The 23,334-nt window shown below is 43.9% G+C and carries 20 protein-coding genes; 15 read left to right on the top strand and 5 right to left on the bottom strand.

What is annotated here, in order from left to right; genetic code table 11:
- Window positions 1-97 precede the first annotated feature (97 nt).
- Entirely contained in the window at window positions 98-604 is a 507-nt protein-coding gene (locus tag F4W09_RS08735; protein ID WP_016168377.1) for a hypothetical protein, read from the top strand.
- Window positions 605-643: 39 nt separating this feature from the next.
- On the opposite strand, the gene pap is transcribed toward F4W09_RS08735, so the two are convergent.
- Window positions 644-2,062, bottom strand: coding sequence for a polyphosphate:AMP phosphotransferase (pap, locus tag F4W09_RS08740; protein WP_016168378.1), 1,419 nt, complete (start codon window positions 2,060-2,062; stop codon window positions 644-646).
- 213 nt (window positions 2,063-2,275) lie between these two features.
- Between pap and F4W09_RS08745 the strand changes: the two genes are divergently transcribed.
- The 14 genes from F4W09_RS08745 to F4W09_RS08810 all read left to right on the top strand — a co-directional run bounded on the left by F4W09_RS08745 (window position 2,276) and on the right by F4W09_RS08810 (window position 18,045).
- Window positions 2,276-2,980: a DUF8198 family protein gene (locus F4W09_RS08745; RefSeq protein WP_016168379.1), complete on the top strand. Its 705-nt coding sequence runs from the start codon at window positions 2,276-2,278 to the stop codon at window positions 2,978-2,980.
- A 167-nt stretch (window positions 2,981-3,147) separates the two neighbouring features.
- Window positions 3,148-4,092 carry a bifunctional demethylmenaquinone methyltransferase/2-methoxy-6-polyprenyl-1,4-benzoquinol methylase UbiE gene (gene ubiE / locus F4W09_RS08750; protein WP_016168380.1) on the top strand — a complete coding sequence of 315 codons (945 nt, stop codon included), beginning with the start codon at window positions 3,148-3,150 and terminating at the stop codon, window positions 4,090-4,092.
- A gap of 22 nt (window positions 4,093-4,114) precedes the next feature.
- Window positions 4,115-4,783, top strand: coding sequence for a ubiquinone biosynthesis accessory factor UbiJ (locus F4W09_RS08755; protein WP_016168381.1), 669 nt, complete (start codon window positions 4,115-4,117; stop codon window positions 4,781-4,783).
- An 18-nt stretch (window positions 4,784-4,801) separates the two neighbouring features.
- Window positions 4,802-6,421: an ABC1 kinase family protein gene (locus F4W09_RS08760; RefSeq protein WP_016168382.1), complete on the top strand. Its 1,620-nt coding sequence runs from the start codon at window positions 4,802-4,804 to the stop codon at window positions 6,419-6,421.
- Between the two features lie 170 nt (window positions 6,422-6,591).
- Window positions 6,592-7,674 (top strand): patatin-like phospholipase family protein, encoded by a 1,083-nt coding sequence (locus F4W09_RS08765; RefSeq protein ID WP_016168383.1) that lies wholly within the window; start codon window positions 6,592-6,594, stop codon window positions 7,672-7,674.
- A gap of 175 nt (window positions 7,675-7,849) precedes the next feature.
- On the top strand, window positions 7,850-8,635 hold the full coding sequence (gene hisIE, locus F4W09_RS08770) for a bifunctional phosphoribosyl-AMP cyclohydrolase/phosphoribosyl-ATP diphosphatase HisIE (RefSeq protein ID WP_016168384.1): 786 nt from the start codon (window positions 7,850-7,852) through the stop codon (window positions 8,633-8,635).
- A 14-nt stretch (window positions 8,636-8,649) separates the two neighbouring features.
- Entirely contained in the window at window positions 8,650-10,155 is a 1,506-nt protein-coding gene (locus F4W09_RS08775; protein WP_016168385.1) for a UvrD-helicase domain-containing protein, read from the top strand.
- A gap of 24 nt (window positions 10,156-10,179) precedes the next feature.
- Entirely contained in the window at window positions 10,180-11,559 is a 1,380-nt protein-coding gene (locus F4W09_RS08780; protein ID WP_016168386.1) for an AAA family ATPase, read from the top strand.
- Between the two features lie 296 nt (window positions 11,560-11,855).
- Window positions 11,856-14,696, top strand: coding sequence for a monovalent cation/H+ antiporter subunit A (locus F4W09_RS08785; RefSeq protein WP_016168387.1), 2,841 nt, complete (start codon window positions 11,856-11,858; stop codon window positions 14,694-14,696).
- Window position 14,697: 1 nt separating this feature from the next.
- The gene (locus tag F4W09_RS08790) at window positions 14,698-15,063 is read left to right on the top strand and encodes a Na+/H+ antiporter subunit C (RefSeq protein WP_016168388.1); all 366 of its coding nucleotides are present in this window, start codon (window positions 14,698-14,700) and stop codon (window positions 15,061-15,063) included.
- On the top strand, window positions 15,063-16,874 hold the full coding sequence (locus tag F4W09_RS08795; RefSeq protein WP_016168389.1) for a monovalent cation/H+ antiporter subunit D: 1,812 nt from the start codon (window positions 15,063-15,065) through the stop codon (window positions 16,872-16,874). Before F4W09_RS08790 ends, F4W09_RS08795 begins: the two co-directional genes overlap by 1 nt.
- Window positions 16,875-16,876: 2 nt before the next feature.
- Window positions 16,877-17,398, top strand: a complete 522-nt coding sequence (locus tag F4W09_RS08800; protein ID WP_026440891.1) for a Na+/H+ antiporter subunit E — start codon at window positions 16,877-16,879, stop codon at window positions 17,396-17,398.
- The gene (locus F4W09_RS08805; protein ID WP_016168391.1) at window positions 17,395-17,670 is read left to right on the top strand and encodes a monovalent cation/H+ antiporter subunit F; all 276 of its coding nucleotides are present in this window, start codon (window positions 17,395-17,397) and stop codon (window positions 17,668-17,670) included. Before F4W09_RS08800 ends, F4W09_RS08805 begins: the two co-directional genes overlap by 4 nt.
- Before the next feature lie 12 nt (window positions 17,671-17,682).
- Window positions 17,683-18,045, top strand: coding sequence for a Na+/H+ antiporter subunit G (locus tag F4W09_RS08810; protein WP_016168392.1), 363 nt, complete (start codon window positions 17,683-17,685; stop codon window positions 18,043-18,045).
- A gap of 64 nt (window positions 18,046-18,109) precedes the next feature.
- Here F4W09_RS08810 and F4W09_RS08815 read toward each other — a convergent pair whose 3' ends face one another.
- The 4 genes from F4W09_RS08815 to rimP are packed head-to-tail and all read right to left on the bottom strand — an operon-like array spanning window position 18,110 to window position 23,262.
- Window positions 18,110-18,514 (bottom strand): ribosome-binding factor A, encoded by a 405-nt coding sequence (locus tag F4W09_RS08815; protein WP_016168393.1) that lies wholly within the window; start codon window positions 18,512-18,514, stop codon window positions 18,110-18,112.
- A complete protein-coding gene (infB, locus tag F4W09_RS08820) occupies window positions 18,514-21,207 on the bottom strand; it encodes a translation initiation factor IF-2 (RefSeq protein ID WP_016168394.1) in 2,694 nt (897 codons plus the stop codon). Before infB ends, F4W09_RS08815 begins: the two co-directional genes overlap by 1 nt.
- 10 nt (window positions 21,208-21,217) lie before the next feature.
- Window positions 21,218-22,702 carry a transcription termination factor NusA gene (gene nusA, locus F4W09_RS08825; protein ID WP_016168395.1) on the bottom strand — a complete coding sequence of 495 codons (1,485 nt, stop codon included), beginning with the start codon at window positions 22,700-22,702 and terminating at the stop codon, window positions 21,218-21,220.
- A gap of 35 nt (window positions 22,703-22,737) precedes the next feature.
- Window positions 22,738-23,262, bottom strand: coding sequence for a ribosome maturation factor RimP (rimP, locus tag F4W09_RS08830; RefSeq protein WP_016168396.1), 525 nt, complete (start codon window positions 23,260-23,262; stop codon window positions 22,738-22,740).
- Window positions 23,263-23,334 lie beyond the last annotated feature (72 nt).

Raw genomic sequence — 23,334 nt, forward strand, 5'->3', positions numbered from 1 at the left:
GTCACGGTATAGCACAATATCGATTTAAAAATGACTTTGAAAATCGATGCTTAAAGATGCTTCAATATAAAAATGGATACAAGGTTTAAACTAGACAATGAAAATAGACAATATTCCCGATTCAATTGATGCCTCATTAAATCTAGAACAAATCCGCGCAGAATGTCTCGAATTGGTTCAAAAGCGTGCCTATGTTTCTGCGGGTGTAGCCGTCATCCCTGTGCCTTTTTTGGATGTGGTGGTTGATGTCGGCATTTTGTCACAACTGATTCCTGAAATTAATGCCCGCTTTGGGCTTGCACCCGATCAAATCAGCGTGTTTGATTTGGAAACCAAACAGATTCACTGGCAAGAATTGCGGAAACGTGGCTTTGAGTTTTCAGGTTTAGTCGTGGCACGAACTGCTGTGAAAAACTCAATACACAATTTCGCCTCCAAAATGATTACCAAACAAGTCAGCAAATACATTCCCTTAGGCGGTCAATTGGTGGCGGCAAGCCTCGGCTATTTCGTCATGAAAAAAGTGGCTGAGGCTCATGTAGAGGATTGCTACAAACTCGCCAAATCCATCCAGCAAAAACAAAACCTGCAAGCCACGGCTTAAAACTTAATACCCCTGAACGACCTAGCAACTCAACACAGGCTAATCTGCTTTGAGTTGCTTCAAAATACTGCGTAAAATTTCCAAACGTGCACTGTATTTATCATCATTGGCAATGATGTACCACGGTGCATAGTCCGTGTTGGTTCGTTCAAACATATCCGCAGCAGCATGTAAGTACTCATCCCATTTTTCACGATTACGCCAATCATCAGGCGTGATTTTAAAGCGCTTGTGTGGCGTTTCTTCACGTTCCTTAAAGCGTGCATATTGCTCGTCTTTACTAATCGATAGCCAGATTTTTACCACTACGGTATGGCTATCCGTCAAATCTTTTTCAAAGCGATTGATTTCTTCATAAGCCCGTTGCCACTCTACATCACTGGCAAAACCTTCAACCCGCTCTACCAAAACTCGCCCATACCACGTCCGATCAAAAATGCTAATTCGTTCATTGGGTTGTATTTTGTTCCAGAAACGCCACAAATATGGATGACGCAATTCATATTTTTCAGGCGCAGCAATGCTATAAATTTCATATTCACGTGGGTCTAAACTTTTTACAATCCGTTTAATCGCGCCACCTTTACCTGCTGCATCCATCCCTTCTAAGGCAATAATCACATTGCGTTCTCCAAAACGTAATGCATCTGCCACTCTACGGGTGAGCTTATCCAGTTCCAGCTTATATTCATTCTTATCAATTTTTTCCGTCGGTGGCTGCTCTAGTACAGCGGGAATATCAGCTTGTTTCCATTTATGCTGTGCCGATTTCACATGCTCAGGACAATGCTGCATCGCTCTTAATACATGTTGTGCAAACTGCTGATCACGCAATTGTTCATCTTCACAATCAATAATGATCCAGTCTTCGGTAAAACGCTGGCGCAATTTCTGCAATCGTTCATATTGCTTTTTATTGCGCCAATTTAGACCATGTAATTTATGCCAATGCATTTCACTGGCATCCATCTCATCCAGCCGCTTTTGCAGCGATTTCCACGACAAATCAAACCAGATTTTAATGACATCGACATGGTTATTTTTCAGGTCTTGTTCATAAGCCCGCATATTGTCCAAATATTCATCATATAAGGTTTCATCTAAAGGCTGAGAAACATGTAAAGCAGTACTGAGCAGATCTCCATACCAGTTCCCAAACATCACCACAATTTGCCCTTCTGCGGGAATAAAACGCGCATAAGGTTGCCAAAAGGTTTGGACATTATTAAACATCACAGGGGCATCAGCCTTGACGCGCAAATAACGTGGATCCATCCACTCACGCAACTGTTTAACCGCCTCACCTTTACCTGCCAATTCAATACCACTGACCAAGACCAAAACACTTTTGGCATTGGGTTGACCTTGAGTGTCTTTTAGGGCGTATTGCGCATCAATTAAATCAAGGGACAATTGACTTTCATCGACCAAGGCTGGTTCTAGTTGTTGTTTCGCCATTTTTGTCTCGCCATCAGTTAAATAAAATAAAGTTAATCTTTTTAAAGCCGTTGTTTTACTTCAGTATAAAACAAGCTGAAAGCTCATTTTCGCAGATCTTTGTATAATTTCATGACAAATTGACAGCTTTTTATGCCGAATTCGATCATTTTGTCATAGCGGGAACTTGCAACAAGTTCTAAGATTTGCACAAGTTTCAAATCGAGATCGCTCATGTCTAAACTTGCAGTCCTAGATGACCTACTAGAACAGTATTATCAATTGCAATACCATCATAATGCTGAGCTATTTCAACGTCTGCAAGATGTACAAATGTGGCAAAAACAGCGGATGCAGCGCACGCATCACCAGCACTTTTCCGTGAAAAATAATCAATTGATGGCACAATACTTTTTGAACCGTTTATACGGTGGTCCCGATTTTGATGCTTTGGCCAAACAAATTGCGCGCCTGATGAAATATGTGCATAAAGCTGAGAAACTCATTCCTGAAAATGCCATTAAAACTGGCACCGCAGGCGTTGAGTTAGCGATTCTCGCTGTACAGTTAGATGAACGCGTTGCACTGCAATTACTCGAAGACTATGCTCCGAATACCCCCCTCACAGACGAAATGATGCGCCTGAGTTATTTAAAACTGGATCAAGGCCAATCACGTTTACATCAACTGGAACTGCTTGATCAGTTGGGTGCCAGTCTCGACAAATATATGCGTTCATTTATGGTCTATACGGCATTTAAAATGTGTAAAGGCGTCGCTTACAAACACCATTTTGACGTGATGTATGAATTTATGCAGGATGGTTTTTTAGCAATGAAACCTTTAAAATCGGCTGAACAGTTTGTCAAAGACTTTACTGCCATCGAACGTCAAATCATTGCCAAAGTCCATGCCGGCGATCTGCATCCTTTCCAATAAAAGGTCATCTACAGCAAGATAAAATCTTGCGCGTAGATACAGCACGCGTATTTTTTTCTGTATATTATTCATAACAATTGCATGATGGTTACTGTACATCGGCTGAGAATCTGTCATCATGCTTGCACTGCAACATTAACCCTATTTTTATGTTAGGAGTGACTTGAATGTCTAATGAAAATCAAACGCCTACCCCTACCCCTGAGTCGGCTCAACAAACAGACAAAGTCAGCCCATTCCTAAACAGCCCACTTCCTGAGGGTATTCCTCAAGGGCAACAACAGTCATTACAACAACAATTAACCGATACACCTGTAAACGGCACAGTACCAAAATACAACCTGCCTCGCGGTGCCAATACAGGCAATGTCGGTGCGACTACACACTTCGGTTACCAAACCGTTAACAGTGAAGATAAAGCACAAAAAGTTGCGGAAGTATTCCATTCAGTGGCGAGCAAATACGACATCATGAATGACCTGATGTCCTTTGGTATTCATCGTCTATGGAAACGCTTTGCCATTAACATGTCGGGTGTGCGTCGTGGTCAACGCGTATTAGACATCGCAGGTGGTACAGGTGACTTGGCTAAAGTATTTAGCCGTGAAGTTGGCCCTACTGGGCATGTGGTACTTTCAGATATTAATGAATCGATGTTAAACGTCGGTCGTGATCGTCTGATTGATGCTGGCTGTACCAATGTCGATTTTGTTTTGGCAAATGCAGAAACACTTGAACCTTTTGCCGATAACAGTTTTGACCTGCTCACCATCAGCTTTGGTTTACGAAACGTAACTGATAAAGATGCTGCACTGGCGGCCATGTACCGTGTACTTAAGCCAGGTGGTCGCCTATTGGTGTTGGAATTCTCTAAACCTGTGTTTGAGCCATTCTCAAAACTCTACGATTTGTATTCTTTCACTGCATTGCCAATCATGGGCAAAATTATTGCCAATGACTCTGAAAGCTATAAATATTTAGCTGAATCGATCCGTATGCATCCTGACCAACGTACCCTGAAAGGTATGATGGAACAGGCTGGCTTCCAGAACTGTGATTACCATAACCTGACAGGCGGTATCGTGGCTGTACACCGTGGTTTTAAACTCTAAACGGACTGGTGAAGGTTAAGCTATGTGGTCAATTCTGGCACTTGGTGCAGTTGAACGCTTGATTCACCATGTGATTGATCTGGATGCCATCACGCGCATTCAGCTCAATCAACTGCAAGGTAAAATGTTGCGTGTGGTACTCGATTCTCCGCAACTCTCGGTCGATGTATTCTTTGATCAAGACAAAGTTCGCCTTGAACCGACTGTCACAGGTCAGGCGGAGCGTCCGTCCATTTTTGAACAACGCCCGTTTGATCCGCAACAAACTACGACAGCAGCAACAGCAACCTTGCAGGTTAAAAATGTGGTGGAACTGCTGAAGTTATTTTTGGCGGAAGATGTAGGCACCATTCCTGTACAAGGTGACTACCATTTACTGCAAGATATTCAAAGAATTATGCAGCAGGCTGAACCTGATTTAGCTACGCATCTCAGTCCTTGGATTGGCCCTGCCTTGGCACATGAACTGGGTAAAATTCAACTTGCACCCAAGCATCTCAAGCGCTCTTTACAGAGCCATCTATTCTTTGCTGAAGATGCCCTCAAAGAAGATTCAGGTTTGTTTGCTGCACGCTGGCAAATGGATGACCTGCAACAAGACACCCGTCTTTTGAATCAAAACCTTGACCGTGCAGAAGCCAAAATCCAACAACTGCAACGTCAAATTGACGTACTTCCAGACTCTATTTAAATTTAGGTAATACACTTTATGATTCCGCACGTTTCACGTTTACTCGAACTTTGGCGCATTGCTGCGCACTATAGACTCGACACGTTGTTTCCTGCGGAAGAATTACCTGAGAAGGCACGTCATGCTCTCGCATTCATTCGTATGCACCCTGCGGCATGGTCGAGTAAAGAACGTAAAAATCCGCTTAAACTCAAGCAAGCCCTTGAAGACATGGGCCCGCTGGCGATTAAGCTGGGACAGTTACTCTCGACGCGTCGTGACTTGATTCCACCTGAAGTCTTGGCGCAACTGGTGTTATTACAAGATCGAGTGAAACCGTTCAGCACCGATGTCGCGAAAACACGCATTCAGCAATCGCTGAAAGCCGATGTTGCCACTTTGTTCAGCCGTTTTGATGAACAACCGCTTGCTGCTGCTTCGATTGCGCAAGTCCATACCGCTGCCCTGCATGATGGTCGCGAGGTCGTAGTAAAAGTCACCCGCCCCGATATCCGTAGTCAAATTCTGCAAGATTTTGAAATTCTGGAATGGCTCGGTGCGACTTTAGAAAAACGCCTAGAAGCTGCACGCGCACTACATTTATCTGAAATTATTCAGGATTATCGTCAAATTATTCTGAATGAACTGGATTTAACTCTAGAAGCAGACAATACCCGTCGTATGCGTCATTACTTCACCGGTTCAAGCATGATGTATGTGCCTGAAGTCTATATGGACAGTAAAGAAGTGATGGTGGCGGAACGCATTACAGGCGTGCCGATTTCCGACACGACGACTTTTGACCGTCTGGGTATGGATCGTAAAGATTTGTCAGAGAAAGGGTTGACCATCTTCTTTACCCAAGTGTTCCGCGACAACTTTTTCCATGCGGATATGCATCCAGGCAACGTGTTTGTCGAGACCATCAACCCAAGCAATCCACGCTTTATTGCACTGGACTGTGCGATTATGGGCGAACTGTCTAAACACGATCAAATGACCGTTGCGCGCATGTTACTGGCAGTCATGAACAGTGACTTCATGCAACTGATTCAAATTGTGCATCAAGCAGGCTGGATTCCACCAGGTACCGACCAAGATGCCTTGGCGCGTGAAATGCGCCGAACAGTCGGACCTATGGTCTCGAAACCAATGCATGAATTAGACTTTGCTGGTATTCTGATTCAGGTTATGGATATTGCTCGTCGTTTCCATTTGGAAATTCCACCGCAATTGATGTTACTGCTGAAAACATTGGTCCACGTGGAAGGCTTAGGCACTGACCTGTATCCAGAATTAGACATTTGGAGCTTGGCAAAACCAATCCTCACTGATTGGATCAAAGCCCAAATGAATCCGCAGAAAAATCTCAAAGAACTCGGGCAGAAAATTCCTGATTTACTACTAGGCGCGCAAGATTTTCCAACTCTGTTGGTCGATAGCTTAAATGGCTTAAAAAATCAGTCAGCTTGGAATGCGAAACAGCTAAATGAACTGCAAAGCCTGCGTCTACAGATGGAGCATCAACAAAAACGCAGTTGGATTTTCGGTAGTTTAATGGCAATTTTCCTGTCAATTGCCATTATTGCCCCATGGTACATCTCGATTATCTTAATTGCCTGTGCCAGCCTATTGTCAATTTGGCGTCTGTTTAAATAATTTTGTCGATAAAACATACTGTGGATAGCCCCAAAGTTATCCACAGTTTTGTGTATTTTTAACTCACACTTCTAAAGTGACTATCAAGTCACCTAAAGTTTTTCCCCGCCATTGAGCCCGTAGGCAGAACTTTTAAACTAAGTGCACATTTGTATATTTATAATTGCACCATGATTCAAATTCTTGAAAAGCGCTCTCCCGCCTTGAATATTCGTGCTGGTCATCTTGCTCGGCAACTGATCCAACAAGAAGGCTTCCATGCCAAACAGGTCGATATTTTACCCGGTGCAGCAGGTGGTCCCAAAGGCATTGGTTTGACTGGGCTTGATCAAGCCATCTTTGGCAGTTTTCTGCCGCAAGCCAAACAGCGCCGATTTTTAGTCGGTTCTTCAGTTGGTGCATGGCGTTTTGCAGGGATTTTGGCGCAAGGTGAAAAGCTGGGTCCTGAGCAATTGGCGGAGCTGTATATCCATCTGCCTTTTCATAAAAAGATGAAAATTGCCGAGATTGAAAAAATTTCACGTGACATGTTGGCAGGCATTTTAAATCAGCAAACCCAAAAATTGGTTGATCATCCCGATTATCACCTCACCATTATTGCCGCAAAAGCCCAACATTTATTCCAAAGTGATCAGCGTCTTGCCTTGTATGGCTCATTGCTCGGTATTGTGGGCAGTAACGCAATTGCACGGCAGCATTTAAATCTGTTTATGCAACGGGTCATCTGCCAACCGAAAAATTTCCCACAATTTAAAATTAAAGACGATAGTTTTAAAACCCATTATCTGAACTTCAATTCAGACAATGTTGCCGACTGGCTCATGGCATCAGGTTCAATTCCTGGTGTTACGCCTGCGGTCAAAAATATCAGTGATGCCCCGCAAGGGGCTTATCGCGATGGGGGCTTGATTGACTATCACATCGATTTACCCTTTGAAAGCCAAGGCATTGTGCTCTATCCGCATTTTAGCGACAGCATTACTCCGGGTTGGTTCGACAAGATGTTTAAATCGAGAAAATCTAACCCAAGCAATCAAGCACGTACCCTGCTGATTTCTCCTTCACAGGAATATCTGGCACGTTTACCATTAGGACGTTTACCCGATCGTAAAGATTTCACCCTCAAAGGCATGGAGCCACAACGTCGCATCCAACTCTGGAAACAATGTGTGGCCGAAAGCCAACGTTTGGGCGATGAGTTCTTGGAACTGGTCGAAAAGCAACGCTTTGCTGAGGTGATGCAAGAGCTTTAATCAGTTTACGATGCAACATGAACTCAGCTTCCAAGTTCATGTTGCTGCATATCCGTTGACTAAATTGCTGAAAGATAATTAACACAAATCCAGCCCGATCCCCTACACTATAGCCTGATGTTTTTCGCATCAACCTGAATATTCTTTTCGATTAACTGATTTTGGTGAAGTCCCTATGAACAACGTGCGCTGGCTCGATGAAGTAAAATTTAACGAACAAGGTTTAGTCCCTGCCATTGCACAGCATCATCAAACAGGACGCGTGCTTATGGTGGCGTGGATGAACCGCGAAGCCTTGGCACTCACTGCTGAAAAAAATCAGGCCGTTTATTTTTCCCGTTCACGTAACAAGTTGTGGCACAAAGGGGAAGAGTCTGGACACTTTCAAACCGTGCATGAAATTCGTCTGGATTGCGATGCAGATGTCATTGTTCTACAAATTGAACAACACGGCGGTATTGCCTGCCATACGGGTCGTGAATCATGTTTCTATCGTAAACTCACCCCGCAAGGCTGGGAAATTGTCGATGCACAACTGAAAGATCCGAGCCAGATTTACGCGGCTGAAAAATCCAGCAATCCACATACTATTGCCATGAATGCGTCTAATGCACAATCAGAGCAAGTCGAAGTGCTGTCTTACCTCGGTCAAATGATGACTGAACGTAAAGGTGCAGATCCTGACTCTTCTTATGTGGCAAAGCTATACCACAAGGGTTTGAACAAAATTTTAGAAAAAATTGGTGAAGAAAGCATTGAAACGATTCTTGCCGCAAAAGAATTGCAATTGGTCGCCAATGAAGACAATAAAAATGATTTGATTTATGAAGTGGCAGATTTATGGTTCCATACCATTGTGATGTTGGGTCATTTTGACTTAGATCCACAACTGGTTTTGAATGAATTGGCACGACGCCAAGGACTCTCAGGTTTGGTCGAAAAAGCCAACCGTAGCCACTAAAGTTCTATTTGCCTGTGTCAAATCAACATCAGAAACCGAGCGCAACCTATGAGCAGGCGACTGCCATTGATAACGCGCGTCTAGGACAATCCTTTAAAGTGATTGCCTATGCTGGCACAGGTAAAACCACCACTCTACAAATGATCAGTGATGCTATGCCACAACGACGTGGCATGTATCTGGCCTTTAACAAAGCCATCGCCAGTGAAGCGCAGCAAAAGTTTCACTCCAATGTGGATTGCCGCACCTTTCACTCACTGGCCTTTCGTAGTGTTCCACGTGGAATTACCGACAAACTGCGATTACCCCGACTCAGCCCCAGCTTCATTGCCAAAGAGTATCGGTTAGAACCGATTACCTTAAGACGCATGATGGGCGGACGCTATGAAAAATATGTGCTGATGCCGAGTCGACTTGCCAGTCTGGTCGCCAATGCGGTGAGCTATTTTTGCTCAACCAGTTCGCAATACCCTGCACCGCGACATCTGCAAGCGCCCAACTGGCTTCATCCTGATGATATCGACACCTTACAAAAGCATCTTTATCCTGCGGTAGAACGTCGTTGGCTAGAATCGATTGATCCCAATCATCAGGCAGGAATTGGGCATGATATTTATCTGAAACTTTGGGCACTATCTGAACCGAATATTCCTGCCGACTACGTGCTATTTGATGAAGCACAAGACGCCGATCCTTTAATGTTAGGCATCTTATTGCGTCAGAAAAATACTCAAGTAATTTATGTCGGTGATGCACATCAACAGATTTATGCTTGGCGTGGTGCCATCAATGCCATGCAGCAACTTCCTTTACCCGAATCTCGCCTCACAACCTCATTTCGCTTTGGTGAAAGTATTGCACACAATGCCAATGCCATCTTGGGCGCGCTGAATGAAAAAGTGCCTCTGTTGGGCAATCCACTGTTGAATTCCAAAGTGGTGAATAAACCACACACCAAAATGCGAGATGCGATTTTATGTCGGACCAATGCTCGCGCCATGGAACTGTTGCTTTCAGGGTTGGTACATGGCGATAAAGTGAGTCTACAAGCCGACCATGTCAAACTGAATCGTTTTGTCGATGCCGCGAGCATGTTGAAGCAGGGCAAACGTGTCACTGATGTGCCTGAACTGGCGTGGTTTAATTCTTGGCATGATGTACATGAATATTGCGAAACCAATGAAGGCAGCGACATTAAACCTTTGGTGAAATTGGTAGATGATCATGGTACCGATCCGCTTAAACGTGCTTTAGCCAAAATTACTCCGATTGAACAAGCCGATTATATTATTTCCACGGCACACAAAGCCAAAGGACTAGAATGGGACCGTGTGCACATCGAAGATGACTATCAGTTTAAGCTGACGGAACAAGATCATAAAATTAGTGACGAAGAGTTAAGATTGCTGTACGTCGCCTGTACTCGTGCTAAAGTAAGTCTAAATATTCATCATATTTACGACTTGATGCAACAACTGAAAAATAGGATGCCTGTCTCATTACGCCAAGCGGCAGGCTAGCCATTGCACGAATGCGGGGCTTATATGAAAATCGAATCGTTACAGCTCAAACACACCAATCTGTTTGCCAATTTACAGCTTCAATTTCATTATCATGATCAACCCATCACCCTGATTTTAGGCGATCAAGCTACAGGCAAAACCAGCATTCTCAAGCATGCCTATCAAGCCTTAACTTGGTTTGCTGCCCGTTATAAAGACCTGCGTAGTGCGGGTGTGGTTATGTTAGATCAAGATATTCTGCATAGCCGCCTACAGTCCAAAGTTCAGATTTGTGTCGAAATTCCTACCGATATTGGCACCCTCGCAGAGTCTGAAACGGCACAACCTGAAGTGTTGAATCATTGCAGTTGGCAACTCTATAAAACCCTCAATCAGCAAGGCATTGGGCTGAGTAAAGCTGAAACCGATCAGCTTGAACAACTGGTTCAACTTTATCATCGGGCCCTACAACAAGACCCGATGCAGGGCTTACCGCTGATTGCTTATTACCCCGCTGAACGTTTTGTCAATGAAATCAATTTACTGAGCAAGAACAATCCGATTGTATTTCAAGCTGCATATGCCTATGACGTAGCAGCCATTCCTTTTACTACCTTTAGCCGTTTCTTTGAATGGTTTCGTGAAATTAGTGATCTGGAAAATGCTCAGACCGCTCAACTGTTCCAACAGTTGATGCGTGATCAATTACATTTAGGTCAGCACTTACAACCCGAAAATATTCCGAACACCTTATTTCAAGCCCATGCACAACTCCATGCGCCATGCTTAAAAGCCCTAAAAGATAGTCTGCGCATCGTCTTGCCTGAACTAAATGATATTTTTGTGCAATATCAACCCAAACTGCAATTAATGGTGAGCTATCAAGGCAAAACGATGCAATTTCAACAGCTTTCCAGCAGTCAAAAAAATTGGATAGCATTGATTGGTGATATTGTTCGACGCATGTGCTTGCTCAACCCTTTCAGTCTCTATCCTTGCTTAGAAGGTGATGGCATCTTACTCATCGATGCGATTGATGAACAACTAGATCAACAACATTGCAGCCAGATTTTGCAACAGTTACATCAAGCCTTTCCACAGTTACAAATTATCGCAACGGGTAACCGAACAGAACTCCTTGAAAATGCGGCCACCTATCAGTGCCTGCAACTTTCTGCGCAGGGAGTACAAGACATCGTACTGCAACCACTACAACAACAATTTGATCAAATTTATGCAGAACTCAGTCAAATTTCATTATCTGACACGACTGAACTCGAGCAGTTATCTGATACCCCCTCCACTTCGGTGGTTCAGCAATTGTATGCACAAATTCAACAACTCTCACCAGAAGCACAAGCTGAGTTTCAGCAACTGTGGCAACAAGAGCACGATTCTTCTTTTCAGAACCCGTCGTCCTAGTTTTTTTGCAAGAGAACAGTTACTTTAAGTTCAATTTTGGCCTCAAAACAGAGAATTCGATCGGTGTGCACGAAAAGGTTTGATGTTGTTTTATTCATGTAATAAGATCAGATTTATTCAGCTTTTTTATAGTAAAATTTTGTTTTGCTATAGTTTTCAAGTTGCGCAACACAGCTTGCTTTTCGCTTTTTTTATTTTCTTTACGGCTTTCAAGATTGAATTTTTTGGATATCTCTTTGCTGTCCTGTAATCCTTGAAAGATAAGATTCACCCATAGGTTTCGACCTATCACGACAATGGATACAAGTGTGCTACCAATTATTATCTTGTTACCGTTAGTACTGGGCACAACCCTTGTCTCGTGGCTGAAAAATTTTTCGCGCGGGGTAACGGCTTTCGGGGCTATCGGAGTCAGTCTAAGTAGTTTAATTCTGTTACTGACTCAAGCAAAGCAGGTCTTTCATGGCGAAGTCATTACTCAAAGTTGGTCTTGGTTACCACAACTGGGCATTGATCTCAGTTTCCGTCTGGACGCCTTAGGTCTACTTTTCTCTTTGCTGATCACAGGTATCGGCACGCTCATTTTTATTTATGCCTATTATTACCTCAGCCCAAAAAACTCATTGAGCAAACTCTATCTATTGCTCATGTTGTTTATGGCAGCAATGTTGGGTATCTCTCTTTCCAATAATTTAATTCTGCTGTTAATTTTTTGGGAACTGACCAGTATTTCTTCTTTCCTCTTGGTCGGCTACTGGAGCAACTATGATGTTGCACAACGTGGCTCGCGTATGGCACTCACCATTACAGGAATGGGTGGCTTGGCCATGCTGGGGGGCTTTATTTTACTGGGGCAAATTACAGGCACCTATCAAATTGACCAGATTCTGACCATGTCAGAACATATTCAAAATCATGCCTTATTTACCCCAACCTTATTGCTGATTCTACTCGGTGCCTTTACCAAAAGTGCGCAGTTCCCCTTCCACTTCTGGCTCCCGAATGCCATGGCTGCACCAACACCTGTGTCCGCTTATCTGCATTCGGCCACCATGGTGAAGGCGGGAATTTTCTTGCTGGCACGCTTACTCCCAATCTTTGCGGGTGCTGCGCTTTATCACAATATTGTGACTTTTGTTGGCTTATTCACCCTATGCATGGCGGCATTCTTTGCCATTTTCAAAGAAGATCTGAAAGGGCTTCTGGCCTACTCGACCATCAGTCATCTGGGTTTAATCGTCTGCCTATTGGGGATTGGTTCACCATTGGCTGTCGCTGCTGCCATTTTCCACATCATCAACCATGCCACCTTTAAGGCGGCGCTGTTTATGATTGCAGGTATTGTTGATCACGAAACAGGAACGCGTGACTTACGTAAATTAAGTGGCGTATGGCAATTATTACCGTTCTCAGCCACCCTGACTATGGTCACCGCAGCGGCTATGGCAGGTGTTCCACTGACCAATGGTTTCTTGTCTAAAGAAATGTTCTTTACCGAGTTATTGGCAAACTTAAATGGCCCAGTACTGGTGCTGTCCGCAACTATTGCGACTTTGGCAGGTATTTTTGCAGTTGCTTATTCTGTACGTTTAGTGCATGGCGTGTTTTTTGATGGTCCACTTGGTGAGCAAGTTCCTAATAAAGATGGACATGAACCGCCTATTGGCATGCGTGCGCCTGCAATTCTCTTGGCAATTCTATGTATTGTGGTGGGCATTTTCCCTGCGCTCACTGTTGAGCAAATTGTCAATAGTACGGCGCGCGCCAGTACGCAGTTACATGACTTCTCGGGAACACATTTGGCCATCTGGCATGGTTTTAATTTACCTTTAGTGATGAGTTTAATTGCTCTAGTTGGCGGTTTAAGCTTTTACTTCGTTCTAGCAAAGAACCGTAAAATTCGTAGTATTGACCTAGACCCAGCCTTGGGACCTTTTCAAGGTAAACTTATCTTTGAGTCTCTGCTCAAGCACTTACTCCTTAAATCACGAAAAATTAAACGTACAACAGAAACAGGCTCCTTGCAAACTTACCTGCTCTGGATCGTAGCGTTTAGTATTGTCTTGGTCGCTGTTCCTCTGATGGGTCAAGGGCTGACCACAGGTACACGTGAACTGACTCATGCTCCTATGCTCGCAATTGTGCTATGGCTATTGTTATTCTCTGCCTGCTGGATGATGCTCTGGTTCCATCATGAACGCATTAAAGCTGTCCTGATTAGTGGTGCCATTGGTTTAGTTGTGACCATGGTGTTTGTCACTTTGTCAGCACCAGATTTGGCCCTAACGCAAATTACTGTGGATGTTGTGACCACGGTGTTGCTGCTCATGAGCTTATCACTCTTACCTCAGCTTACACCTTATGAATCCAGTCAAGCACGTCGTTGGCGCGATGCCATTCTTTCTATTGTCGGTGGACTTGGCATTGGTTGGATCACTTGGCTGATTCTGACGCGTGACCATAATTCAATTTCTTGGTTCTTCTTACAACAGTCGATACCTCTGGGTGGTGGTTCAAACGTTGTTAACGTGATTCTGGTCGATTTCCGTGGTTTCGATACCTTCGGTGAGATCACGGTATTGGGTATTGCAGGTATCGGCACACTCTGTTTAATGGATGGTATGCGTACACATGGTACAACCATCACACAAGGTTTAACTTATCGCTTTAACCCCTCCCCTTTAATGCTCCGTATCGCATCCTCTTGGATTTTACCGCTGGCTTTGGTCATCAGCTTGTATATTTTCCTACGTGGACACAATGAACCTGGTGGTGGTTTTATTGCAGGCTTAATTACCTCTTTGGCATTGATCATTCAATATATTGCATTAGGCCAAGACCAAGCCGAACAATTGCTTCGCGCCAAATCTGGACGCCTATACGAAATCTGGATTGGTGCAGGTCTAAGCATTGCAGGACTAACAGCTATTGCAGCATGGTTCTGGGGACGCCCGTTTCTGACCAGTGCACACATCTACGTTTCACCCCCAATTTTAGGTGAAATGCACTTGGCTTCTGCGGCTGCATTTGATGTTGGGGTCTATGTCACAGTGGTCGGTGCAACCATGCTCATGATTTCTGTTCTGGGTGACTCGCGCCACTCAAGCATGTCTGGTCCATTACCAAAGGGGAAATAATATGATTAGTCTAGAATTTCTTATTGCCTCTGCGATTGGACTGTTAGTTTCAACAGGCATCTATCTGATTCTGCGCGCGCGTACCTTTCCAGTGGTACTTGGCTTAGCCATGATTGGTTATGCGGTAAACGTGTTTCTGTTTGCGATGGGGCGGGTCCAAATCAACTCGCCTGCAGTATTGACTGAAGCGTCCAAGTCCACGGACCCATTGCCACAAGCGCTCGTCCTTACAGCCATTGTGATTGGTTTCGCCACCACAGCCTTTATTGTACAACTGGCTTTACGCAGCCGCTATGAATCAGGGACCGACCACGTTGACTCAAAAGAAGAAATTAGTCTTGTTGACCCACGCGAGGATGAGCCTTAATGCATAACTTCATCCAATTTTGGGCCGAGCATACACCAATTTTCAGCATCATCATTCCTGCATTTACTGGCTTTATTCTGGTTTTACTGGGCAATCCAGGTTCAGGTTCACTTGCCTACGACTGGCGTCAACCTTGGCGTCGTGGCATCAGTCTGATTTCTGCACTCTTAGGGCTCGCTACTGCAATTTGCTATTTAATGGTGGCCAGTCATGGACAAATCAGCAGCTATAACCTGAGTGAATGGACGGCACCTTTCGGGATCGTTTTGGTTTTAGACCAACTCTCTGCCTTAATGCTAGTCTTAACCTATGCACTTGCAGTGCCTGTTTTGTGGTTTGCAAGCCGTGAGTGGGATACCCGTGGTCGTTATTTTCATACCATGTTCCATTTCTTATTAATGGGATTATGCGGAGCATTCCTCACAGGCGACTTGTTTAACCTGTTTGTGTTCTTCGAAATTCTATTGATGGCATCTTATGTGTTGCTCTTGCATGGACAAGGCAAAGCACGCTTTCAGCTCGGTATTCATTACGTCACCATCAACCTCTTGGCCTCTGCATTGTTCCTGATTGGTCTGGGCATGATTTATGGTAGCGTCGGCAGTTTGAATATGGCAGATGTCGCACGCTTACTACCGAGCTTACAACCTGATGAGCACAAATTAGCTGTAGCAGGTGGACTATTATTATTTGTGGTATTTGGAATTAAAGCCGCAATGTTACCTGTCGGCTTCTGGTTACCCAAAACCTATGCCGTAGCCACCACCCCTGTTGCCGCCATTTTCACCATCATGACCAAAGTCGGCATTTATGCCATTTTACGGGTTAACGGTACCGTATTTGATGATGCTTTAAGTCAATCCATTCTACAAAACTGCTTATTGCCTATCGGTTTAATCACCTCACTCTATGGTGTGATTGGTGCCATTGGTGCGGAACGTTTACGCCGTTTTGTCGGTTTTATGGTGTTGTCTTCCATTGGAACCTTACTCACTGCTATTGCCTTGTTTAACACCCAAGCATGGTCGGCAACGCTGTATTATCTGGTACATAGTACGCTGATTGCAGCCGCTTTTTATCTGCTTTGTGGCTGGATTACCTCGCAACGTGGTGTCTACAAGGATCATTTAAAAATCGCACCACAGATGAAACAACATCATGTGCTTTCGATTTGCTATTTTCTCATTGCATTAATGATGGCGGGATTGCCCCCTTTCAGTGGCTTTCTTGGCAAAGTATTCATTCTTCAAGCCACTGCAAATGAACCTTATCAAGGCATTGTGATTACAGTGATTCTGGTTGTGAGTTTGCTCAGTATTCTCGCATTTACTCGTGTGGGTTTTATTCTGTTCTGGCGTGCCAGCAAACCTGAAGAAATTGCACATATTGATGCAGAATATACAGCTTACCAAGCAACTCCAGAAAAAGCTCCTCCACGCAACGACATAGCCATCTATGTCTTATTGGCTAGTCTGATTTGTTATATGGTCGCGGCAGGACCTATACAGCAATATACTCAGAATACTGCATTACAAATTCAAAATAATGCCTTGTATGAAGCGACTCTATTGAAGAAGGATGAGCTAAATCAAGTCATTAGTGTGCAGCCTTTTGATCCTGAAAACTTACCCGAAACCAAATACGGTGGTGAAGAACTCGATCCTAATGCACATCTTATTCCGTATACCATCAGTGAAGATACTTTGTCTGGCGAGCACATTTCACCATACAAGTTACGTCAGATTCAAGAACAACAGACCCATGAAATGTTAATTCCTGATGATGCTCAACTTAAACCAGTGGAGCCATAATGATGCAAAAAAAATCTTTCCTTAATCGATGGCTACCTCATCCTTTTGTTTCGGTTTTGGTTGCAGTCACGTGGATAATGCTGGCACATAGTTTAGATGCAGCAACATTGGTCATGGCAAGTTTACTTGCCTTGATTATTCCACGCTTAGTACAACCCTTTATTCAGCAGACACCGAATATTCATTGGAAGGCAGCGATTAAGCTATTTTTTGTTGTACTTTGGGATATTGTCATTTCCAATATTCGGATTGCTAAGCTAGTTTTAGGTCCAATAGATCAATTACATCCTAAATGGTATCGCGTACCTTTAGACACCCAACACGATGAAGTAAATAGCTTACTGGCGATGATCATTACCACCACTCCTGGTACGGTTTCTGCTGGGATTGATCAAGACCGTGGTGATATTTTGGTTCATGCCTTAAGTAGTGATGATACGGAAGTTGATATTCAAGACATCAAAAATCGTTATGAAAAACCACTAATGGAGATCTTCCACGTCAACTCAGGAGATGCCACATGACCATTTTACCTTATGCTTTGGGTATCTGTATGGTTGCAATCACACTTTCAATGATGATGTGCTTGGGTCGCCTGATTGTTGGACCCTCTATTGTAGATCGGTTGTTGGCCTTAGATACCTTATTCTTGAATGCGACTTGTCTCATTGTGGTATTAGGCATCTACTGGAGCACCACATCACTGTTTGAAGGAGCACTACTGGTGGCAATGCTTGGATTTGTATCCACTGTCGCTTTGGCACGCTACTTCACCTCTGGTCATGTTATCGATTAAGGAGTCCATCACATGCAATTACTCATGGAAATACTGGTTTCTATTTTCTTGCTGATTGGTGCATTCTTCATGTTGGTTGGAGGCATTGGCATGGTACGTCTACCCGACTTATTTATGCGTCTGCATGCACCTACCAAATCGAGCACCTTAGGTTTAGGAAGCTTTTTAATTGCTGCCATGATCTTCTCGGCTTTTCAAGGACGTATTGGTTTTGCTGAAGTTCTGCTCACGCTCTTAGCCTTCATCACAGCCCCTGTATCAGCCAATCTCATGGCACAAGCAGCACTTCATCTGCGCTTACGCTCGAGGAGTGGTGATGTACCCGAAGCATTAAATCGGCCATTACCATGGCAACGCCAGCGTCGCCGCCAATAACTCATAAGCATTAAAAAAGCCACCCGAAGGTGGCTTTTTATATCACTCAATTTTAATCTTGAGCTTATTCGTCATCTTGTTTTGCTTCAGCAGCAGGTAAATCCTTCACTGCTTCTGCAATCAGACCAAACATATAGTTACCATACGCATTGGTCTTGTCATAATGGAAACGTAAACGTGGCGTAATACGTGTCTTAATACGACGACTGAGTTCATGACGTAAGAAACCTGATGCCTTATTCAGCACATCCAAAGTTTCTTTATTTGCCACTGCACTTTGCTCATCGCCAAGCTCACGTCCCATCACGGTGACATAGACTTCTGCATAGCCTAAATCTGGGCTGACCTTCACTGCCGAGATGGTCACAAGACCACCTAAGCGTGGATCTTTCAGCTCTTGGCGGATTAACTCAGACAACTCACGTTGAACTGTATCTGCCATTCGCTTCAGACGCTGACTACCCGCCATTAAAGACTCCGTTTAATCAGTTGAACATCATAGACTTCGATCTTATCTTGGACTTTGATGTCTTTATAACCTTTCACTGCAAGACCACATTCCATACCAGCACGAACTTCTTCAACCACATCTTTATAGCGACGAAGAGATTCAAGCTCACCTTGGAATACCACCACGTCATCACGTAATACGCGAATCGGTTTATTACGGTGTAACATGCCTTCAAGAACCATACAGCCTGCTGCTGCACCAAATTTGCTTGAATGGAAGACTTCACGTACTTCAGCCACACCCAGAATCGTTTCACGATGTTCTGGTGCAAGCTTACCACTCATGGCATCTTTCACATCATCAATCAATTGATAGATCACGCTGTAGTAACGAATGTCGATACCATCTGCATCCGCTTTTTGACGCGCGGTGTTGTCTGCACGGACGTTAAAGCCGAGCAATACAGCTTCAGAAGATTCAGCCAATGTTACGTCAGACTCAGTGATTGCACCTACGCCTGAACCAATAATACGAACTTTCACTTCATCTGTTGCAAGTTCAGCAAGCGCAACATGTAATGCTTCCAAAGTACCACGTACGTCAGTTTTCAACACTACATTCACAATCGGCACATCTTTCTTGCCCATTGATGCCATAATGTTTTCTAAACGCATTGCACTTTGACGCTCAAGACGTTTTTGACGTTCACGATCCATACGGGCATCGGCCACTTCGCGTGCTTTCTTCTCGTCATTCACAACAAGAACTTCATCACCCGCCATTGGCGCTTCAGGAAGACCCAAGATTTCAACTGGAATCGAAGGACCTGCCGATTTGATACGTTGACCGTTTTCATCAGCCATCGCACGAACGCGACCATAAGATGAACCTGCAAGTACAAGATCACCCACTTTAAGGGTACCGTTTTGTACCAAGATAGAAGTTACTGCACCACGGCCTTTGTCTACACGCGCTTCAATTACTACACCTTGTGCTGCACCTTCTTCAGATGCTTTCAACTCTAACATTTCAGCTTGAATTGAAATCAAGTCCAGAAGCTCATCAATACCTTGACCAGAATGTGCTGACACCATTGCTACTGGAACATCACCGCCCCATTGCTCAGGCACGATTTCTTTGGTGGTCAATTCATTCAAGACGCGATCTGGATCAGCTGATTCTTTATCCATCTTGTTGATTGCAACAATGATAGGTGTACCTGCTGCACGCGCATGGTCAATTGCTTCAGCAGTTTGTGGCATTACACCATCATCCGCCGCCACAACCAAGACTACGATATCAGTCGCTTTCGCACCACGTGAACGCATTGCAGTAAATGCAGCATGTCCAGGAGTGTCTAAGAAAGTAATAATACCTTTGTCCGTTGTCACATGGTAAGCACCGATATGCTGAGTAATACCACCAGCTTCACCTGCCGCCACTTTCGAGCGACGAATGCGGTCAAGCAATGATGTTTTACCATGGTCAACGTGACCCATAATTGTAACAACTGGTGGACGTGTTGTTTGAGCACCACGTGCCTCTTCAGCTGCTTCAAGCAAGTTATCTTCAGCTTGTGTATCTGATACCAGAACCGGGTTATGCCCCATTTCTTCAACTACAAGTGCTGCAATTTCTTGATCAATCGCTTGGTTTTGCGTAACCAATTCACCCATTTTCATGAGCGATTTAATCACTTCACGCACCTTAACCGCCATTTTTGCGGCTAAGTCAGCAACTACAATCGTTGAACCAATTTCAACATCATAAACTTGCTTTTTAACAGGTTTTTCAAAACCATGTTTATTTGCTGTACTGGTTTTCAAACCGCGTTTATGTGTGTTGTCACGGAAAGATTGCTCTTCACCACGACGACCACCTTTCTTCGGTGCACGTGCACCAGGCGTATTGGTTCCACGTTTGATATCACGGTCTTCTTTCGCAAATGAATCTTCATAAGCCTGACCAACTAGACCAGCCGCTAACGGAGAATCATCAATCACGCGAATCGTGGTGGTCGAATCTTCAGAAGAATATTTCGACGCCATTTTACGCATTTGTTCAAGAGTACGTTGCTGCGCTTCTTCAGCTGCTTTACGACGTGCTGCTTCTTCAGTCGCTTTTAATTGTGCCGCTTGTGCTTCACGCGCTCTCTTCTGCTCAGGAGTTTCAATCACTTTAACTTGTGCTTTAACTACTGGCTTATTGGTCGATTTACGCTTCACCACAACAGCCGCTTTTGCTGTTTCTTGCTTAGTGGTTTCTTGCTTTGCTGCTGCACGCATTGCTTCTAAGTTTGCAGCTGCTTTATTTGCCACTGGACTTTCAGCTGTTGCTTTAGGTTCAACAGCCGCACGAGTCTGTTGTTCAGCTTGTGCTTTCGCTAAAGCTTCTGCTTTGATTTGTTCAGGATCAGGCTTAGTAAATGTATGCTTCTTACGAACTTCTACATTAATGGTTTTTGCCTTACCTGAGGTACTTGCCACTTTAGCAGTACCTGTAGTTTTACGTTTCAACGTGATTTGTCCTGCTTGCCCTACGTCTTGACCATGAACTTTCTTCAAATGGTTAACGAGGGTATCTTGTTGTTCAGTAGAAATTATGTCGTCAGCTTTACGTTGCGGTAAACCTGCATCGCGAACCTGCTCTAGGAGCTTGTCTACAGGACGTCCTACGCTGAGTGCTAACTCTTGAATCGACTTGTCCGTCATATATTACCTCCTAGTTAAACCATGATTCACGCGCTTTCATAATCAATTGACCCGCTTGCTCAGCCCCTAAACCTTCAATATCCGAGATATCGTCAGTCGCTTGGTCTGCCAAGTCATCAACAGTCACTACTCCGCGTGCAGCCAATGCATACGCGATTTCCTGTGTCATTCCTTCCATTGCAAGAAGTTCAGCACTTGGATCTTGGATATTTTCTTGTTGTTGTAATGCATCTGCCAATGCCACTTCTTTGGCACGACTTTGCAACAACTCAACAGTTTCAGCATCCAACTCGATTTCATCAAATGTTTCAGCTGGAACATAAGCAATTTCTTCGAGAGAAGTAAAGCCCATCTCCACCAACGCCATTGCTAAATCTTCTTCAATGTCTAAACGTGATACAAATAAGTCTAGATATTGTTGTGCTTCATTTTGCTGACGTGCATGATACTCTTCTTCAAGCATCATGTTTAATTTATAGCCAGTCAATTCAGAAGCTAAACGCACGTTTTGGCCTTGAGAACCAATCGCACGTGCAAGTTGATCGCTAGTTGCGAAAATAATGTCCGCAGTACGCTCTTCTTCATCAATCACAATACCAGATACATCAGCAGGCTCTAAAGCGCTGGCAATGTATTGTGCTGGATCATCAGACCATACCACTACATCAATACGCTCACCATTCAATTCCTGTTGAACTGCTTGAATACGCGTACCACGCATACCAATACAAGCACCTACAGGATCAATACGGTGGTCATTGGTTTTCACTGCAATTTTAGCACGCACACCTGGTTGACGCGCTGCAGCTTTAATCTCAATGATTTCTTCAGAAATTTCAGGAATTTCTTTTTTCATCAGAGCCATGAGCATTTCAGGGCGTGAACGTGACAATAATAATTGTGCGCCACGACCTTCACGATTTACGTTAAACAAAATCGCATTCATGCGTTGTTTTGGACGTAAAATTTCTTTCGCGATCATTTCTTCACGCGCAAGATACGCTTCAGCATTATCACCAAGGTCAATAATGAAACCATCTTTGGTTTGCTTTTTCACTTCACCGTAAATAAGCTCACCAACTTTAGATTCATATGCATCAGCAACTAAAGCACGTTCAGCTTCACGAATCTTCTGTACGATCACTTGCTTGGCAATTTGCGCTGCAATACGACCGAAATCAATAGATTCCACTTCCAACTCACGAATGTCACCAATCGACCATTTCGCTGGATCTACGTCAGAAATAGCATCTTGACATGCAGGCATTTCATGATCTTCATCTGCAACCACTTCCCATTGGCGGAAAGTACGATAATCACCAGTTTTACGATCAATCTCTACACGGAGACGCGCTTCTTCAGAGTTGGTTCCTTCGTAAAATTTCTTTTTCGTCGCAGCAACAAGCGCTTGTTCTAAGGCTTCGAAAATCGCTTCACGAGGTACACCTTTTTCATTACTAACCGTTTCAACGACGGTAAGAATTTCACGTGCCATAAGCCACCTATTCGTTCAGATTCTTATAAATTAAATTAATCTTGATAAACCAGATTTGCTTTGTCGATATTGTTGCTATCAATTTCAAGCACTTGTTGCTTTTCTACCTCAACCTGAATCACTTCATTTTCCAGATCTACTGCAACCAATTTAGCTTGAAATTTGCGACGATTTTCAACAGCACTGATCAGGCGTAAAGCAACTTGTTGACCAATATATGCCGGCATCTGCTCCAATTGGAAAAATGGACGATCCCAACCTGGAGAAGACACTTCAAGTGCATACTCACCAGAAATTGGATCATGAACATCAAGCATAGCACCCACTTGTTGAGTGACACGCACACAATCTTGTACGCCAACACCACGGCCCAGCTCAGGCTCGCCGTCTTCATTGATCGTTGGTTCTACATTTTCATCAACAGCTTTGTCAATATAGATACGTAATAATGAACGTTTGCCTTGAGGGATAAATTCAATCCCCCACAAATCTACATTACAAGCTTGCACTGCAGGAGTGATTAAGTCTTGGAGTGCTTGGGTTTTATTTGATAACTTCATTTACTCTCGTCATTTTGTGCGATTCAATAGTCGTGTTGACCGATGAAACAGACCTACTATAGTGAAGCATGA

The organism is Acinetobacter tandoii, assembly GCF_008867985.1.
GTDB lineage: Bacteria > Pseudomonadota > Gammaproteobacteria > Pseudomonadales > Moraxellaceae > Acinetobacter > Acinetobacter tandoii.